This window comes from Pseudomonas sp. NMI760_13 (genome assembly GCF_021283245.1).
Lineage (GTDB): Bacteria > Pseudomonadota > Gammaproteobacteria > Pseudomonadales > Pseudomonadaceae > Aquipseudomonas > Aquipseudomonas peradeniyensis.
In genome coordinates, this window is record NZ_JAJSRC010000007.1 from 129,079 (window position 1) to 146,952 (window position 17,874).

Annotated in this window: 14 protein-coding genes; 6 read left to right on the plus strand and 8 right to left on the minus strand. The window is 64.4% G+C overall.

The window, feature by feature from the left end; all coding sequences use genetic code 11:
• Nucleotides 1–254: 254 nt before the first annotated feature.
• The 4 genes from LU671_RS09965 (at nt 255) to LU671_RS09980 (ending at nt 3,257) form a co-directional block, all read left to right on the plus strand.
• Nucleotides 255–587 carry a hypothetical protein gene (locus LU671_RS09965; RefSeq protein ID WP_186714050.1) on the plus strand — a complete coding sequence of 111 codons (333 nt, stop codon included), beginning with the start codon at nt 255–257 and terminating at the stop codon, nt 585–587.
• 138 nt (nt 588–725) lie between these two features.
• A complete protein-coding gene (locus LU671_RS09970) occupies nt 726–1,505 on the plus strand; it encodes a DNA/RNA non-specific endonuclease (protein ID WP_232855574.1) in 780 nt (259 codons plus the stop codon).
• A gap of 112 nt (nt 1,506–1,617) precedes the next feature.
• Nucleotides 1,618–2,622: an AAA family ATPase gene (locus LU671_RS09975; RefSeq protein WP_232855575.1), complete on the plus strand. Its 1,005-nt coding sequence runs from the start codon at nt 1,618–1,620 to the stop codon at nt 2,620–2,622.
• Nucleotides 2,619–3,257: an HNH endonuclease gene (locus LU671_RS09980; RefSeq protein ID WP_232855576.1), complete on the plus strand. Its 639-nt coding sequence runs from the start codon at nt 2,619–2,621 to the stop codon at nt 3,255–3,257. The genes LU671_RS09975 and LU671_RS09980 overlap by 4 nt, the downstream gene beginning before the upstream one ends.
• Here LU671_RS09980 and LU671_RS09985 read toward each other — a convergent pair.
• Both LU671_RS09985 and LU671_RS09990 read right to left on the minus strand, forming a co-directional pair.
• Nucleotides 3,226–4,602 carry a hypothetical protein gene (locus LU671_RS09985; protein ID WP_232855577.1) on the minus strand — a complete coding sequence of 459 codons (1,377 nt, stop codon included), beginning with the start codon at nt 4,600–4,602 and terminating at the stop codon, nt 3,226–3,228. The genes LU671_RS09980 and LU671_RS09985 overlap by 32 nt on opposite strands.
• Nucleotides 4,603–4,608: 6 nt before the next feature.
• The gene (locus tag LU671_RS09990; protein WP_232855578.1) at nt 4,609–5,940 is read right to left on the minus strand and encodes an McrB family protein; all 1,332 of its coding nucleotides are present in this window, start codon (nt 5,938–5,940) and stop codon (nt 4,609–4,611) included.
• Nucleotides 5,941–6,296: 356 nt separating this feature from the next.
• Between LU671_RS09990 and LU671_RS09995 the strand changes: the two genes are divergently transcribed.
• A complete protein-coding gene (locus LU671_RS09995) occupies nt 6,297–7,631 on the plus strand; it encodes an MFS transporter (protein WP_232855579.1) in 1,335 nt (444 codons plus the stop codon).
• Between the two features lie 130 nt (nt 7,632–7,761).
• Here the strand turns inward: LU671_RS09995 and katG are convergent, their stop codons facing one another.
• The 6 genes from katG to LU671_RS10025 all read right to left on the minus strand — a co-directional run bounded on the left by katG (nt 7,762) and on the right by LU671_RS10025 (nt 16,505).
• Nucleotides 7,762–10,008, minus strand: coding sequence for a catalase/peroxidase HPI (gene katG / locus LU671_RS10000; protein ID WP_232855580.1), 2,247 nt, complete (start codon nt 10,006–10,008; stop codon nt 7,762–7,764).
• 316 nt (nt 10,009–10,324) lie between these two features.
• On the minus strand, nt 10,325–11,737 hold the full coding sequence (locus LU671_RS10005) for a pyridoxal phosphate-dependent decarboxylase family protein (protein WP_203652324.1): 1,413 nt from the start codon (nt 11,735–11,737) through the stop codon (nt 10,325–10,327).
• Nucleotides 11,738–11,922: 185 nt separating this feature from the next.
• On the minus strand, nt 11,923–12,867 hold the full coding sequence (locus LU671_RS10010) for a LysR family transcriptional regulator (RefSeq protein ID WP_203652323.1): 945 nt from the start codon (nt 12,865–12,867) through the stop codon (nt 11,923–11,925).
• An 86-nt stretch (nt 12,868–12,953) separates the two neighbouring features.
• Nucleotides 12,954–13,664, minus strand: a complete 711-nt coding sequence (locus tag LU671_RS10015) for a YebC/PmpR family DNA-binding transcriptional regulator (RefSeq protein WP_232855581.1) — start codon at nt 13,662–13,664, stop codon at nt 12,954–12,956.
• Nucleotides 13,665–13,782: 118 nt separating this feature from the next.
• Nucleotides 13,783–15,174 (minus strand): FAD-dependent oxidoreductase, encoded by a 1,392-nt coding sequence (locus LU671_RS10020; protein WP_232855582.1) that lies wholly within the window; start codon nt 15,172–15,174, stop codon nt 13,783–13,785.
• A gap of 14 nt (nt 15,175–15,188) precedes the next feature.
• The gene (locus LU671_RS10025; RefSeq protein WP_232855583.1) at nt 15,189–16,505 is read right to left on the minus strand and encodes an MFS transporter; all 1,317 of its coding nucleotides are present in this window, start codon (nt 16,503–16,505) and stop codon (nt 15,189–15,191) included.
• A 245-nt stretch (nt 16,506–16,750) separates the two neighbouring features.
• On the opposite strand from LU671_RS10025, the gene LU671_RS10030 reads away from it, so the two are divergent.
• The gene (locus tag LU671_RS10030; protein WP_232855584.1) at nt 16,751–17,620 is read left to right on the plus strand and encodes a LysR substrate-binding domain-containing protein; all 870 of its coding nucleotides are present in this window, start codon (nt 16,751–16,753) and stop codon (nt 17,618–17,620) included.
• Nucleotides 17,621–17,874: the final 254 nt, after the last annotated feature.

Consider the following 17,874-nt stretch of genomic DNA (forward strand, 5'->3'; position numbering starts at 1 on the left):
AACCTGTTGACGCCCTTCCCGCGCCTTGTGCATGATGAGGCCGTCTCCCCGATCGGGAGCGGTGGCAAGGGTGTTCCAGACGGCCTGCGCGGTAACGCAGGCCGTCCGTGGAGAGGGAAACTGCCCAGAAGGCAGCGTGAGAAAGCCCCTGTTGCGATGCTGCTGTAGCAGCCTTGGTTAGCGCGCTACATGGTGTGGCGCCGAATGTGAACTTCAGCCGAACTTCACCAACGAATGAGAGTAATGGGGGCTTTATGATGAACTTGAACAACAATCCAACCATCGACCAATTGGCCCGGCTGTTCGCCGCACGCAAGGACAGCCTCGACGACCACCTGCTGTGGGTCAGCCAGTCCGGCGAGGTCCGTCTGGATCGCCTGCCGCCGAACACGGTTGAAGCCGAATTCGAATCGCACATGCCCAGCATGCGCGCCCGCTTCAAGGTCTACCGCCGTGGCCAGGGCTACGTCGGCAGGAAGGCCGCCGCCGACACTTCCTTTGTCGGTCGCGTGCTGCAGACCCTGCAACAAGAATGGCCCGCCGCCCGCGAGCGGCAGGCAATCAAGGTGATCGACTCGCTGAACTGAATGCCTCGGCAGTCCACCGTTGCTTGAGCCCGGCCCGCAAAGGCCGGGCTTTTTCATGCCTGATGGCCAGCCCTTTCACAGGCAATCGATCCGCAGACTGTTGTACCATCCCGCGCCTTTGATCAAGGAAGACGCGCCATGCGCCGTTTGCTGTTCCTGCTGTTGCTCCTCAGCCTGACCTCCTGCGCCCCGCGCCTGCCCTCCCCGCCGCCTCCCGAACCCGCCGCCCCGCCCCTCACCCTGCTCGATCACGGCCGCTTCCGGCTCTGGTACGACTGTCAGCGCGGCGAGCCGCACCGCTTCGCGTTCACCCTATGGAAAGACCAGGGCCATTTGCAGCGCATCGACAACTTCCGTATCGACCGTAGTCTGCCCGAGGGCTGCAGGGGTCAGTTCTCGGCCAAGGCTTACTCGACTCCCAAGGGTTACCACCGCGGACACCTGGCGGCCAACAATCATTTCGACGACGACCGCGTGGCGATGGATGCCTCCAACCTGATGAGCAACATCGTTCCGCAACTGGCTTCACACAACAGCCGCACCTGGTACCAGACCGAGCTGCTCACCGAGTGCTACCGCGACCTGCACCCGGTGACGGTGATCGGTGGCGTGGTGTTTGGTCATGCCGGCGCGGCACTGGACAACGACGCCTTTGTCACGTCCCACGGCATTGCCACGCCCGAGGTGTTCTGGAAGGTGCTGCTGACCGAGGATGACCAGGGCAAGCCCCAGGTCATCGCCTGGTGGATCCCGCACCAGGCCGGGCTGGGCACCGACCTCGACCCATACCTGCGCAGCGTTCGTGAAATCGAGGCGTTGCTCGGCCCGGGCGAGGCACCGATAGAGGTGCCGGAGGCCCTGAAAGACCAGCGCCCGGTCCAGACTTGGCCAATACCGGCCGGCTGTGATCGACAATAAACCGGTCGACGGACAGGCTTGAGGGAGGCAAGAAATGGCGTAAAGCCATCACTCAACGTATGCTGCCCGCTCGCGAACGGCCCCGATTGCCGATCCCAGGAAAGGATTCTCCATGCGTACCCGACTGCACGACTTCGACTACGATTGCCCCCTCTCGATCCTCATCGGCGAAAACGGCAGTGGCAAGAGCCAGGCCCTTGCGGATATTGCCGAGGCCTACATCAGCAAGAACCGCACGGTCATCGCCATTGCCAACTGCCCGTTCGACAAGTTCCGTGACAAGGGCAAACGCTACTTCTTCATGGGTGGCCGCTATGGCCAAACCTTCCTCTCGATCGCGCTGCAACGTGTCATCGCGTCGATCAAGGAACCTTCCGATACCCGTTTTCTGATCGGTAAGGTACTTGAGCGCCTGGGATATGAGCCTCGCATGGGCATCTGCCAGGAGAACGCCAAAGCTCGAATCGACTGGTTCGACCTAGGAAGCAGCCAGTCTTCCGAGAGTCTCTCGCGGTATTCGGACAAAGGGGCGTGGACACTCAATCTGTACAAGGACGAACTACGCAACTGGCCGGCGATATTCCTGCACAAGGGCAACGAACAATTCCCGCTGGAGCAGGCGAGCTCCGGTGAGATCCAGTTGATCACGACCCTGGCCTTCATTGCTTCCCACATCGACAAAGATGCGGCGATCCTGATCGACGAACCGGAAAACAGTCTTCATCCACGTTGGCAGCATGACTACATCAAGAGGCTGTTCGACCTCTTTCACTACCACAGGCCCAGGGTGGTCATCGCAACCCACTCACCGGTCATGGTCACCACCGCGCCCCACGCCGAAATGCCCTGGCAGGCCTATGCCGTCAAGGACAACGCCCCCCGCCCCCTGGACTGTGGCGACGAAGGCATGGAGCAAGTGCTATGGGACGTGTTCAGGATGCTGACGCCACGCAGCGCTTTCCTGTCCCACCATATGACCACCCTGCTGCACCGCCGGCAGCAGGGCATGCTGACTGAACAGTTGTTCCACCGTGAGTTCGATGAATTGGAAGCCGCCGCCGCACATGACGGCAAGCAACTGCTGCTGATTCGCAAGGCGAGGATGCTCGTATCATGACCACATTCACCTACACGATGGATGAGCACCTGAGTATCGCCAGGGCACTACAGGTCGGCACCAGACCTCGCCCTTCGGCCAGAGAAATCTGGGAATCCGCCCATGTAGCACCGATCAAGCGACGGCTCAAGGCGCACAAACGCCGTGAACAAGGCGAGCGCTGCTGTTATTGCCAGAGACCTATTGGCGGCGAGTACAACATGGTGCTGGATATAGAGCATGTATTGCCAAAGAGCCAGTTCAATCATTGCATCTTCGACCTGCCGAACCTGGCGGTGGCATGCGCCAAATGCAACAGGAAGGTCAAGCGCGCACGACTGGACTTCATTGACCCGGCATTGCTGCGCATCCCCAGAATGCACAAGAGCCTACTGTTCAACCCGGATCATTACCGCATTGCTCACCCGAACCTGACCGATGCCTACAAGCATCTTTCCATAAACGTTCACCTGGTCGGACGGAGCACCTTGTTTCACTACGACCTGATCACCCCCATGGGCAAATACATGTACGACTTTTTCGAACTCCATGAGTTCGAGGCCGAATCCATCAGCCACGCCCAGGGCATACCCGCCCCGGTGAACGAAGACCTGCACGAACAGATCAAGGCAATTGAGCGGGAGATCTACGGTTGAACGCAGCGGCCTCGCTGCGCAGCGCCATCGACTGGTAAAGACTCGCGTAGCGTTCCAGCAAGACCCTGGTTTGCAGCAAGTGCACGGACAATGGCGGGTCCCAGGCTGGGGTCGCTTCCAGTGCATGCACCTCGAAGGCGCGACCCGGCAGCCACATTTCCAGGGCAATGGGCGGTTCGCCCGACGCAGTCGCGGATAGATGACAGCGCAGCAGCAAAGCGTAGATTTCCAGGTTGGTGAAGTCCCGTTCCTCCTTGGTCGGTGGCTCGTCCTCTTTCTCCTTCGGCCGCTGCCAAAGGGGTTGCGGGTAATACTTGAAGTCGACCACACGCCACCGCTCGCCAGCGTTCACCACCAGGTCGGGGCGCCGATGCAGATGGTTGCGCGAGAACACCAAGCGCTGCGCCTTTCGCCAGCGCGCCATGTCCCTGGGACCGCACACCCCGCGTGGCAGATGTTCGAAGTCACAGTTGTGGATGGTGGTGTCGGCATTTTCGGCCAAGGCATGACACAGGCACATCGACTCCCATACCGCCCAGAATCCTTGAACGCCCCAAACCAGGCCAGGTGACTGCTCCACGCTGCTCGCACCCTGCAGGTAGCGCGCCAGGGCATCATGCAACCGGCAGTAGGTGGCATCCCTTGGCGCGGCCTGGCGGTCGATTCGCCACAACAAGTGGCTAAGCCGCTCGCGGCAGTGCTTGATCTGCTCGGCATCACCCAGGTAGAGCGAGTCGTCTGCCGCCAGGTAGCGGTGCTGGAAGTCCTCCGCCAGGGCGATTCCATCACGGAAGAAACTGCCCCAGGCGCACTGAAGGTCCACCTGCAGCAGGTGCTGGTAGAAGTCCCGTGCCAGAAAACAATAGAGCCCCACGATTGCCTGTTTGCCCAGGCCCATTGTCCGACGCATGCCTGGTACCCGGTCCAGATACGGGATGTCGCCTTCGTCGAAGAGCGCACGGGACAGGTACCGGTCGAGTCGCTGGACGTCCTGAGGAGACGTCATGCCAGGATGCGCATGCAAGGACACTATGCTGCGAGGGTCCACCTCATCGAACAGCTCGTCGAATGCCAGCATGTCGACAAACCCCGCCCCCTTGCCCGCTGCCTGCGCGCCACCTTTGCCATGCCGCTCCACGCCATCCCTGGCCGCCATGATGCGCTCGCCATGTCCGGTGCGGCGAAACACGGCAAACATGCGGTAAAGCAGCGAAAAGACTGCGGTAGGTGATAACCCGCTGCAGTCGAGACCGTGAGGCACCTTGAGCAGAGTGCGTCCTTCGGCGCTCAGGAACAGGCCAATGTCCTTATCGCCTTCGACGATTTCAAGCGCTTCGCATAGCATCCTGGCTCAAGACTCCTCGCCTTTGGCATTGGCTGAAGGAGGCTTCATCAGGTTGTCGAAGAAGGTATCGAGACGATCAACGAACTGGTCGAACGTGCGCAACGTCTGTCGATTCATGCCGACCAACTCTGCAAGAGGCGTCTTGTCGCGCGCGTAGACATTGTCCCAAAGGTAGAGGCACAACTTGCCGGCGATATCGGCTCGCTGAATACAAGGCTCATCGACTTCCGCCTCCAACTCCTGCAGCGCATCCAGGAACTTCAGGATGGTGAGCCCTTCACTACCGGCGTCCGCCTTGGTCAGGTAGTAGGGATAAATGCCGCTGCCTTCGGAAAGAATGGCCTTGAACTTGCGTTTTGCGCCCACATCGTAGCCGGCCAGTTTCAGGATCCTGTCCTGCGTCGCCTTGCTGCAGTTTCTGGTGAATGCCAAGACGTTGTTTTCGAACGACGCACTGTTATCACCTCCGGCCCCAGACTCCGTGACGCTATTGGCAAGCGATCGCAGCCTGTGCCAGGCATCTGCGTCCTGAAGCTCGTGTACCTTGCCTTTGCGGGGCGGGCGCGCCTTGATGAACCATGGCCCGACCAGCTTGTCATCCAGTTGGGGCGCCGTGCAGGTCTCGCGGATGAAGTCATTCAGCACCTTGAGAAATGCCTCCCAACGAACCGGTTCGGCCGACGGAATCAAGGCATCGGCCTGGATGCGTTCCTCATCCGACTCGCCCAGGTGGACCCGACAAAACTCGAAATGCCAGCGGCGCTTGAATGCCGAGTCCATGAAGAAGATCGATTCGTCACTGGTGTTCATGGTGCCGATCATGTGCAGGTTCGGCGGCAACATGAGCCGGTTGTGCTCCAGGCCCTCGCGCAGTTTCTGCTGCAGAATGCTTTGCGTGGTAGTGACAGGCCCCATTGAAACCTTCAATGCCGAGCAGATCACCTCAGATACGGTGATCGAATAGCTCGACCATCCCTCATCGTCCCTGTCCAGCAATTGGAAGATATCGCCGAAGATCTCAGCGCAGTTACCCCGGTTGATCTCGTCGATCAACAACATCACCTTACCGGGCGTTTCTTTTTCCAACTCGGCATACGCACGCGTCAGCGCCTGGATCAGCGGGCCGGCATGCACCCTGTACTCGATCCGATGGTCAGCGTTAGTCAGGGGAAGCACCCGGGCGACGAACTCGCCATAGCTGTACTCAGGATGAAAGGTAACAGGGATGATGTTCTGGTCGACGGCACCCAGCTCGTCAGCCTTGTACTTGCGGGCGCGATGACTTTTGCTGGTGCCCGGAGGACCAAACAGAATCAATTGATGGGGAACTGATGCCATGTCGACCTCTTTCCATGAGTAGATGGCCCCCCCCAGAAACCTGTCAGGCTGACCAGAAATAGATTGCCCGCCAAATTACCATCAAAGTGCCACCAACCAAACCCATCAGGCATCCGCAATTCGCCCCCTAGAGCGCTCGCGCGCCCCTTAACGGCCCTTTCATCGACCTTTCGGGCGAGAACCGATGCAAGTGCTCCGGCCGCTTTGCCCCCCAGGTGTGGTCGTAACGGATAACCCGATGTCGTCTACGACAAAGCCTCCACCTCTTGCCGCTTGTCTACTGGCCCCAGAACAACGACGGCGCGCCCCGAGTGAGCCGCACCGGCCCAGGCTGCCCAGCGCAACGGAGAGCATCCATGTCCATTCCCCATGAGGTCCCGCCCGCCACCTTGCGGCGGGTGATCGTCGCCTCGGCCATCGGCAACTTCGTCGAATGGTTCGACTTCGCCGTCTACGGTTTTCTCGCCACCTTGATCGCCAGCCAGTTCTTCGCCAGCGAAGACGCAGGCGTCGCCCTGCTCAAGACCTTCGCCGTGTTCGCCGTGGCCTTCGCCCTGCGCCCGCTCGGCGGTATCGTGTTCGGCGCGCTGGGCGACCGGCTCGGACGCAAGCGCATCCTGTCGCTGACCATCCTGCTGATGGCCGGCTCCACCACCCTGATCGGCCTGCTGCCGACCTACGCCAGCATCGGCGTGCTGGCCCCGGTACTGCTCACCCTCGCCCGCTGCCTGCAGGGGTTTTCCGCGGGCGGCGAGTATGCCGGTGCCTGCGCCTACCTGATGGAGCACGCGCCACGGGGCCGGCGGGCGTTCTATGGCAGCTTCGTGCCAGTCTCGACATTCAGCGCCTTCGCCTGCGCGGCGGTCATCGCCTACGGCCTGGAAGCCAGCCTCACGCCCGAGGCGATGAATGCCTGGGGCTGGCGCGTGCCGTTCCTGGTGGCCGCGCCCCTGGGCCTGGTGGGCCTGTACCTGCGCTGGCGCATGGAGGAGACCCCGGCGTTTCGCCAGGCGCTGGCCGAAGGCAAGGCCCACGCGCACTCGCCGCTGGGCGACACCCTGCGCCACCACGGCCGCACCATCCGCAACCTCGGCGCGTTCATCTCGCTGACGGCGCTGTCGTTCTACATGTTCACCACCTACTTCGCCACCTACCTGCAGACGGTCGGCCACCTCAGCCGCGCCCAGGCGCTGCTGGTCTCGACCGTGGCCCTGCTGTTGGCCGCCGCCGGCTGCCCGCTGGCGGGTGCCTTCAGCGACCGCGTCGGCCGGCGCCGGACCATCGGTTTCACCTGCCTGTGGGTGATGCTCGCGGTGTTCCCCGCCTACTGGCTGGCCAGTTCCGGTTCGCTGTCGGGGGCCTTGCTGGGGGTGATCCTGCTGGCCATCGGCGCGCTGATGAGTGGCGTGGTCACCGCCGCGCTGCTGTCGGAATGCTTCCCCACCCGCAGCCGCTACACCGCCTCGGCGATCACCTACAACGTCGCCTACACCCTGTTCGGCGGCACCGCGCCGCTGGTGGCGACCTGGTTGATCGAACAGAGCGGCAGCCGCCTGGCACCGGCGTTCTACCTGGTAGTGATTGCGTTGCTGGCATTGGTGGGTGGGTTGGCCTTGCCGGAAACCTCGCAGGCTTCATTGCATGAGGGCACCCCAGGCAACGATCAGCCTGGGGTGTCGCAGGACCTGTAGGTGATAGCCCTGGGGCTTTTCGTGGGAGCGGGCTTGCCCGCGATGATGGCCTGAACGGTTGATGGCCTCATCGCGGGGCAAGCCCGCTCCCACAAGCCCGCTCCCACGAAACGACGCCCCAGGCCTTTCCTCAGGCCAGGTCGAAGCGGTCCAGCTCCATGACCTTCACCCACGCCGCCACGAAGTCCTTGACGAACTTGTCCTTGGCATCGCTGCTGCCATACACCTCACTCAAGGCACGCAGTTGCGCATGGGAGCCGAACACCAGGTCGACCCGGCTGGCGGTCCATTTCACCTGGCCGGTCTTGCGATCACGGCCTTCAAACGCTTCGTTGTCCGCCGAGGTCGGCTTCCACTCCACGCCCATGTCCAGCAGGTTGCGGAAGAAGTCATTGCTGAGCACGCCGACCTTGTCGGTGAACACGCCGTCCTTGCTGCCGCCATGGTTGGCGCCGAGCACCCGCAGGCCGCCGATCAGCACGGTCAGCTCCGGTGCGGTGAGGGTCAGCAACTGGGCCTTGTCCAGCAGCAGCTTCTCGGCCTTGACGCTGTAGCGGGCCTTGCTGAAGTTACGGAAACCGTCGGCCAGCGGTTCAAGCACGGCAAACGACTCGACATCGGTCTGTTCCTGCGAAGCATCCACGCGCCCCGGGTGGAACGGCACGCTGATGTTGTGCCCGGCATCCTTGGCCGCCTTCTCCACCGCCGCGCTGCCGGCCAGCACGATCAGGTCGGCCAGGGAGATCTTGTTACCGCCCTCGCCGCGGATCTTCTCCAGTGCCGTCAGCACCTTGTCCAAGCCCTGGTTCGCCGTCCAGCCGTTCTGCGGAGCCAGGCGCAACCGCGCGCCGTTGGCGCCACCGCGCTTGTCGGAACCACGGAAGGTCGAGGCCGAGGCCCAGGCGGCGGAAACCAGTTCAGGGACACTCAGCCCCGAAGCCAGCACCTTGGCCTTGAGCGCGGCGATATCGGCGTCGCTCGGTTGCGGTCCTGATTTGGGCAACGGGTCCTGCCACAGCAACTCCTCGTTGGGCATTTCTGGCCCTAGGTAGCGGGCCAACGGGCCCATGTCACGGTGGATCAGCTTGTACCAGGCACGGGCGAAGGCGTCGGCAAGCTGGTCGGGATTGTCCTTGAAACGCCGGGCGATGGGTTCGTAGACAGGGTCGAAACGCAGCGCCAGGTCAGAGGTGAGCATCGAGGGCGCATGTTTCTTGCCCGGGTCGTGGGCATCGGGCACGGTCCCCGCACCCTTGCCGTCCTTTGGCCGCCACTGGTGGGCACCCGCGGGGCTCTTGGTCAGTTCCCACTCGAAATTGAACAGGTTGTTGAGGTACTCGTTGCTCCACTTCGTCGGGGTCGACGTCCAGATTACTTCCAGACCGCTGGTGATAGTGTCGCCGCCCTTGCCGGTACCGAACTTGTTGCTCCAGCCCAGGCCCTGCAGCTCCAGACCTGCGGCTTCCGGCTCGGCGCCGACATTGTCGGCAGGGCCGGCACCGTGGGTCTTGCCGAAGGCGTGGCCGCCGGCAATCAACGCCACGGTCTCTTCATCGTTCATGGCCATGCGGCCAAAGGTCTCGCGGATGTCCTTGCCGGACTTCACCGGGTCGGGCTCGCCTTCCGGGCCTTCCGGGTTGACGTAGATCAGGCCCATCTGCACGGCGGCCAGCGGGTTTTCCAGGTTGCGCTCGGCCGACAGGTCGCGGTTCTGTTCCTCGCCATGCTTGGCGGGCTCGGCCACCAGGTCGCCCTGGCCCGGCGGCTGAGCCTTGACCTGGTCCTTGCCGTAACGGGTGTCACCGCCCAGCCAGACCTTCTCCGAGCCCCAGTACACGTCTTCGTCGGGTTCCCACACATCGGCGCGACCACCGGAGAAGCCGAAGGTCTTGAAGCCCATGGATTCGAGGGCGACGTTGCCGGTGAGCACGATCAGGTCGGCCCAGGAGATCTTGTTGCCGTACTTCTGCTTGATCGGCCACAGCAGGCGCCGGGCCTTGTCCAGGCTGACGTTGTCCGGCCAGCTGTTGAGCGGGGCGAAGCGCTGCTGGCCGGAGCCGGCGCCGCCACGGCCGTCACCGATGCGGTAGGTGCCGGCGCTGTGCCAGGCCATGCGGATGAACAGCGGGCCATAGTGGCCGAAGTCGGCCGGCCACCAGTCCTGTGAGTCAGTCATCAAGGCGGTCAGGTCATTTTTCAGGGCCTGGAAATCGAGACTCTTGAACGCCTTGGCGTAGTCGAAGTCCGGGTCCATGGGGTCGGACTTGCTGGAGTGCTGGTGGAGGATCTTCAGGTTGAGCTGGTCAGGCCACCAGTCACGGTTGCTGGTGCCGCCACCGGCGGTCTGATGGAACGGGCATTTCGATTCGTTCGCCATCTGCTTCTACCTTTTGGGTCGGTTCAATTCAGATTTCCGGGCGTTCTTGTATTTTCGTTGCCAGGTGTTGGAACGGGTGCGCCCGAAAGCGCGCCCACTCCTCATCAGTGTGGCCGGGCACGGCGGTGCACCGGCTTTTCGCGGAACCAGCAGAAAGACTAGCCGAGCTTGGGCAGAGGTCTAATAGAGGCGCTATTGGGGGGTGATAGCCTTGCTCTGTCAGCATTGCAAAACGTGTCGCGGGGCAAGCCCGCCCCCACAAACACGTGGGAGCGGGCTTGCCCCGCGACAGCGTTCAGCGCTTGAGCTTGCCGCGTTACTCGGCCACTACCGCCTGCAACCGGGCCCACAGCCGCTCGACATGCGCACGCTCGGTCGGCAGCGCCCCCACCGACACCCGCACCATCCAGCGCCCGTCGAGAGTCGCCGGGGTCACGTAGGCATCGCCCGAATTGTTGAGACGTTCGGCCCAGGCACGGGTATGGGCATCCAGCGCCTCACCCGCGAGGCCCGCCGGGCAATGACGGATGCACAGGGTCTGCAATTGCACCGGCGCCAGCACTTCCCACTGCGCCGTCGCCTCGACCTGGGCAGCCAGCCAACGGGCGTTGTCCAGGTCGCGACGCAGGCGTTGCTGCAGGGCCTCGACCCCTTCGCTGCGCAGCATGAACCACAGTTTCAGCGCGCGGAACCGGCGCCCCAGCGGGATGCCCCAATCGCGCAGGTTCTTCACCTCGCCATCGACCGCCGATTGCAAGTAGCTGGGGTTGGTGCTCATCACCCGGATCAGATGCTGCGGATCGCGCACGTAGTAGATCGAGCAGTCGAAGGCCACACCCAGCCATTTGTGGGCGTTGACCACCACCGAGTCGGCCAGCTCGATGCCGTCCCACATCCAGCGGCACTCCGGAAGGATCATCGCCGAGCCGGCCATGGCCGAGTCCACATGCAGCCACAGCTGGTTGGCCTGGGCGATCTCGCCGATGGGACGCAGCGGGTCCAGCGCGGTAGTGGTGGTGGTGCCGGTGGTGGCGACCACGGCGCAGGGCTGGTTGCCGGCGGCCAGGTCCTGCTCGATGGCCTCGCGCAGCGCCTCCGGACGCATGGCGTAGCGGGCGTCGGTGGGGATCAGGCGGATATTGTCGCGGCCGAATCCGGCCAGCAGCGCGGCCTTGTCCACCGAGCTGTGGGCGTGGGCGCTGACGTAGACGATCAATGGCCTGGCCTGGGCCTGCAGGCCGCCGTGCACCTGGGCGTGGTCGGTGGCGCGTTCGCGGGCGCTGATCAATGCCACCAGGGTGCTGGTCGAGGCAGTGTCCTGGATCACCCCGCTCCACTGCCCGCTCAGGCCCAGCAGCTGGCGCAGCCAGTCGAGGGTGGTTTCCTCCAGCTCGCTCAGTGCCGGGCTGGACTGCCACGACAGGCCAAGCACGCCCAGGCCGGTGCTGAGGAAGTCGCCGAGCACCGACGACAGGGTGCCGTTGGAGGGGAAGTAACCGTAGAAGTCCGGATGCTGCCAGTGGGACAGGCCGGGCATCACCAGCTTGTCGACGTCGGCGAGGATGGCTTCGAACGGTTCGCCTTGCTGCGGCGCGCCCTCGGGCAAGGCGGCCTTGAGGTAGCCCGGCTGGACCTGGGCCATGACCGGGCGCTCGCCGACGGTCTGGCGGTAGTCGGCGATCAGGTCGATCAGTTGGTGGCCGTACTGGCGGAATTGTTCGGGGGTCACGGGGGGCTCTCCTGTGGATTGTCAGGTGCGTGTGCCGGCCTCTTCGCGGGGCAAGCCCGCTCCTACAGGGACCGCGCAATCCTGTAGGAGCGGGCTTGCCCCGCGAAGAGGCCGGCACTGGCAACACAATGCCCGCAGTCTAGGCGCCTGCCGGCTTGCGAATAACCCCGCTTCGCGCATAGCTGCTATGGCGAAGGCGCATGCCCACCTTGCACGCCGAACTGCGACTGGCGCCACACCTCGAATACCCGGTTGCGCAGCCAGCGGTGCTCGGCCGAGGCCTGCAGGCGCTGGTGCCACACCACCCAGTAGCGCTGGGTGTGGTCGATGAAGCCCATCGGCCGCCAGCTCAGGCCGTGCAGCCGCGCCAGTTGCCGGGCGATGTGCTCGGGCACTGTAGCCAGGGCCTGGCCATTGCCGAGCACCTGGACCATGGCACTGAAGAACGGCACCTCCAGGCTGATGCGCCGCTGCAGCCCCTGAGCGCGCAAATGACGGTCGATGAAGCTGTCCTTGTCGCCGCCCCCGGACACCCGCACATGCTTGAAGGCCAGGTAGTCGTCCTGGCTCAGCTCGGCGCGGGTGCTCAGCGGATGGTCATGGCGCATCAGGCACACCGCCCGGTCCTCGCCCAGCAACCGGCCATGCAGGTTGGGCGGCGATTCGTCGAACAACGTGGTGGCCAGGTCGATCTCGCCGCTGGCAAGCAAGGCGTACTGCCCAGCCTGCCAGGTGCGGTACTCCAGCGACACGCCCGGCGCTTCCTGCTCCAGCACCGCGACCAGCTGCGGCAGCATGTGCTCGGCCACGTAGTCGGAGGCGGCGAGGCAGAAGCGCCGCTCGCAGCGCGCCGGGTCGAACGCCGCGGGCTGGCGCAGGGCGTTGAGCTCCTCCAGCACCTGGCGCAACGGCTCGACCAGCGCCTCGGCGTGCTCGCTGAGCACGTAGCCACGGCCCTGGCGGACCAGCAGCGGGTCGTCGAATGCCTCGCGCAGGCTGGCCAGCTGGCGGCTCAGGGCCGATTGGCTGCAGCCCAGGCGTTCGGCGGCGTGGCTGAGGTTCTTCAGCTGCAGGAGGCAGTCGAGGGTGCGCAGGTGGGCGAGGCTGAGGGAGGCGAAGGTGGGGTGCATGAGGCAGGTCCGGAAATGATCGCGGGGCAAGCCCGCTCCCACAGACGCGCTGGGAGCGGGGTTGCCCCGCGAGGATGACGCGCGGATCAGTCGGTCAGGCCGACATAGACGTTCTGCACGTCTTCGTTCTCGTCGATCGCCTCGAGGAAGGCCTCGACCTCGGCCAGCGCTTCGGCGCTCAGGCTGGCTGCGCTCACCGGGTTCTTCGGGGTGTAGCCGATCTTCGCCGAGGTGACGGTGAAGCCATGCTCCGGCAGGGCCTTCTGCACGGCATCGAGGTCGGTGGTGTCGGTGATGAACAGGGTCGAACCCTCTTCCTCGCCATCCTCGAAGTCCTGGGCACCGGCTTCAATGGCCGCCATTTCCGGGTCGGCGTCGCCTTCCGGGGTAGCCTCGATCAGGCCGACATGGTTGAAGTCCCAGGCCACCGAACCGCTGGCGCCGAGCTGGCCCTTGCGGAACAGCACGCGGATCTGCGCCACGGTGCGGTTGATGTTGTCGGTCAGGCACTCGACGATCAGCGGCACCTGGTGCGGGGCGAAGCCTTCATAGCTGACCGCATGGTACTGCACGGCCTCGCCGTCCAGGCCCGCGCCTTTCTTGATCGCGCGCTCCAGGGTCTCACGGGTCATCGAGGCTTTCTTGGCCTGGACGATGGCCAGGCGCAGGCGCGGGTTCATGTCCGGGTCGGCACCGGACTTGGCAGCGATCTGGATCTCCTTGGCCAGCTTGCCCATGACCTTGCCTTTGGCATTGGCCGCTGTTTCTCTATGTTTGGCTTTCCACTGTGCGCCCATATCGACTCTCTTTGTTTCCGCGGCCGGTTCAGGAAGCGACCGGCCTTAAAGTGGGGAGAGTTTATACGCCCTGCGCACCGGGTTCGACAAGAAATCGCGTATCCCGCGTGGGAGCGGGTCAGCCCTTGTCCGCCTTCCCCGCCGCCGCCGCGAACTTCGCCAGGCGCACGTCCAGCCGGCGCGGCCGCACGCCACGGTCCTCGGCGCGTTCCTTGCGGCGGATGGCATTGCGCACCAGCAACGACCCCAGGTAGCGCACCGGCTCCGGCGGAAACTGCCCCAGCGGCCCCTTGACCAGCGGCGAGCGGGTCCAGGCGTTGTCCAGCCCCAGTGCCAGCGACGACAGGATCTGCCCGCCCATGTGGCACGGCCCCACCCCGCTGCCGGAGTAGCCGAAACCGTAGAACACGTTGCCCTGCCCATCGAGCCGACCGAAGAACGGCAGCCCGGTCACCGAGCGGTCCGACGGCCCGTTCCAGCTTGCCGCCAGCGGCACCTCGGCCAGCGCCGGGAAGAACTCGGCCAGGCTTTCACGCAGCAGTGGCTGGTACGGCGAAGGCTGGTCGAACACCGGCAGCATGCGCCCGCCGTAGGCGAAGGTATTGCCGCCCTTGCCGAGCATCAACCGGCCATCGGAGGTGTTGTGGTAGTAGTGCACGAAGATCCGCGAGTCGAGCACGCTGACGCCGCTGTCCAGGCCGATCTGACGCAACAGTTCGGGGCACGGCTCGGTGATCACCATATCGCTGGAGACGATCGCCACGCTGCGTTCGAACTGCGGGAAGGCCCGCGCCATCCAGGCATTGAGGCCCAGCACCACGCGGTCGGCGCGGACGGTGCCGGCGCGGGTGCGCACCTGCACCGGCGCGCCATGCTCCAGGCCGGTCATCGCCGTGCCCTCGTGGATGCGCACGCCACGCTGCAAGGCCACCCGGCGCAGGCCGCGCACCAGCCGCCCCGGCTGCACCGTGGCCGCGGCCGGCGAGTACCAGCCCTCCAGATGCCGGTCGGAGCCGGCCAGGCGCTGCACCTGCTCCAGCGCCAGGCGCTGAAACGAATTGATCCCCTGCTGCTCCAGCGCGGCGATCACCGCATCGGTGCCACCGAGCTGGGCCTGGTTGGTGGCGGTGTAGAGCGTGCCGTCCATGCGGTAGTCGCAGCGAATGCCGTTGGCCGCGCAGAACTCGCCGATGGCGCCGATGCTGCGCTCGGACTCGCGCACCAGGCGCACCGCCTCGGCCACGCCGAACAAGCGCTCGAGGGTGAAGTACTTGGCCGACCAGGACAGCGCGCAGCCACCGTTGCGCCCGCTGGCCCCGGCGCCGCAGATATCCGCCTCGAGCAGCAGCACTTCCAGCTGCGGCGCCTGTTCCTTGATCATCAGCGCGGTCCACAGGCCGGTGTAGCCACCACCGACGATGCACACGTCGCAGCGCACGTCGCCGGCAAGCGGCGGGCACGGCGCCTGGTCTTCCTGGTCCAGGGCCTGTTGCAGCCAGAAGGGTCTCATCTACTTGCTTTCCTTTAGGTACGCAGTGGCTTGATCGCCATGCTGGTGTTGGGTGCCACATCGGTGGCCTGGGGTGCTGTTGCCGGGCGGCTGTTCCAGTGCGGCAGCAGCACCAGGGCGGAGAACAGCGCCGTGCCGGCGAAGACGATAAACACCGTGACGCTGTCGAAGTAACCGGGCAGCAGGCCGCCGAGCACCGCACCCACCGAGCCGCAGCCATTGACGAAACCGGCCGCGGTGGCGCCGGCCTTGGCCGTGCCGAAGTCGATGGCCGCGGCGCCGCTGATCATCGAGTCCGGGCCATACAGGGTCAGACCCATCACAAACAGCAGGGCCACCACCAGCAGCACGCTGCCGCTGTGCATCGCCGCCATGAAACCGGCCAGGGTCAGGGTCAGCAGCACCAGGCTGATCACGCAGGCCGGCATGCGCCGGGCGCCGAACAGTTTGTCCGAGGCCAGGCCGATGAGAATCGGCCCGAGCAACCCGGCCAGTTCGAAGGCCGTGGGAATGATCGCCGCGCCGACCTTGCCCACCGACGGCATCTGCTCGAAGACGATCACCGGGCCCCACAGCAGGATGGCGTAGCGCGCAGGTTTGAGCATGAAGTAGGCCAGGCCCAGGGTCAGCACCGTGCGGTTGCGCAGGATCTCGCGCAGCGGCGCCCACACGCTGCACAGATTGCCCCCCGGCGCCATGCTCTGCGGCTCGGGCTCTACCGCCGGCAAGCCGACGTCCTCGGGCTTGTTGCGCTGGAAAATGAAGAACAACACCGCCACCACGGCCACCACCACGGCGCTGGAGAAGAACGCCGCATGCCAGGTGCCGACCAGGGTGTAGGCCCACCAGCCGGCGAACGGCGAGGCCACCAGGCCGCCGAAGGCGTAGCACGAACTCCACAGCCCCAGCACCCGTCCGCGCTGGGAGGCCGGGAAGAAACTGCCGATGTTCTTGCACAGCCCCGCCCAGCCGGTGGACTGCGCCAGCCCCTGGATCAGCATGCAGGTGGCGAAGATCGGGAAGGTCGCGTAACTGCCCATCACCACCGCGGCCGCCGCCGAGATCAGCAGCCCGCCCAGCACCACCACACGGGGGCCAAAGCGGTCGGCGAGCATGCCCCAGGTGAACTGGCCCACGGCGTAGGCGGACAGGTAGATCGCATCGAGGTTGGCCATGGCGGCCTTGTCGAGCATGAAATTCGGATCCTCGCCGATGCCGAGCTTGGCCACCGAGAAGGCTTTGCGGGTGAAGTAGAAGGCGGCGTAGGCCAGCCAGGTAATCGCGAAGATCTGCACGCGCCAGCGTTTGATGGCGCCCAGGGATTGATTCATTGACTCTGACCTCTTGCTTGAGTGTGCCGGCAGAATGTGAAGAAACGCCTGTCTTGTTGTTGTGTTGCGCACTGCGTGACGGAGGGACGTCACCTGGTCAGATGGCGGTGGTGCCGCCATGGCCGACATGGCGCCGCTCGTGGCGGCGCAGCCGGGTTGAAACACATGGAAACAGCTGCTGACTGATAAATAAAATCGATTTATCGTATTTCACACATAAGCCCAGCTTGTAAGCGGAGTGTTCGATGTCGGTCTCCCATGCTCAACTCAAGGCCTTTCATGCAGTCGCCGAACAGGGCAGCTTCACCCGTGCGGCGCAGAAGCTGTTTTTGACCCAGCCGGCGGTGTCCGACCAGGTGCGCAAGCTCGAGGAGCGCTTCGGTGTGCTGCTGTTCCAGCGCAACAAGCGCTCGGTGCAGCTGACCGACCTGGGCGAGCGCTTGCTGGGCGTGACCCAGCGTCTGTTCGCCTGTGAGGCCGAGGCCGTGGAGCTGCTGCAGGACTCCCGCGCCCTGCACACCGGCAGCCTGACCCTGGCGGTGGACGCGCCGGTGCACGTACTGCCGCAGATCGCCCGGTTCTGCCAGCGCTATCCGGGGATCCAGGTGAAGATCGAGACCGGCAACACCGACGAGTCGCTGGCCCGGCTGTTCAGCTACCAGGCGGACCTGGCCCTGCTCGGGCGCGATGTCGATGATGAGCGGTTGTTCTGCGTGCCGATGCGGCGTGACCCGATGGTGGCGTTCGTTTCGCACAACCATCCGTGGGCCAGCCGGGGGCAGATCAACCTGGCGGACCTGGATGACACGCCGTTGGTGCTGCGTGAGCCGGGGTCGGTGACGCGGCAGACGCTGGAGGAGGAAATGCAACGGGCCGGGTTGCGGATCCGGCCGGCGATCCAGGTCGAGGGGCGTGAGGCGGCGCGGGAGGCGGTGGTGGTGGGGATTGGCGTTGGGGTTGTTTCGGCGGCGGAGTTTGGGGCTGATGCGCGGGTTTGTGCTTTGCCGATTGTGGATTGTCGGCGGCATTTGACTGAGACGCTGGTTTGTTTGAGTGAGCAGAGGACGCGGCGGGTGGTGGCTACGTTTTTGGGGATGGTTTTGGAGGGGATTTAGGGCTGGGGCTTTAGTGATTGTTTTGAACTTTGCATACATATTCGTAGGCGATGTCGACATTTAGTCACCTTTTCGCCTTTACGGCGACCTACTTTTCTCTAGGGAAAAGTAGGCAAAACCGCCCCGCTCCATTCATCCGGCCCCTGCGCTGCGCTCCGGGGTTCCCTCGCTCCGTTCTTGCTCCCGGGAGGACCGCGCTGAACGCCCCATCCTGGGGCGCAGCGCTTGACGGCCATCCATGGCCGTCACCTCCC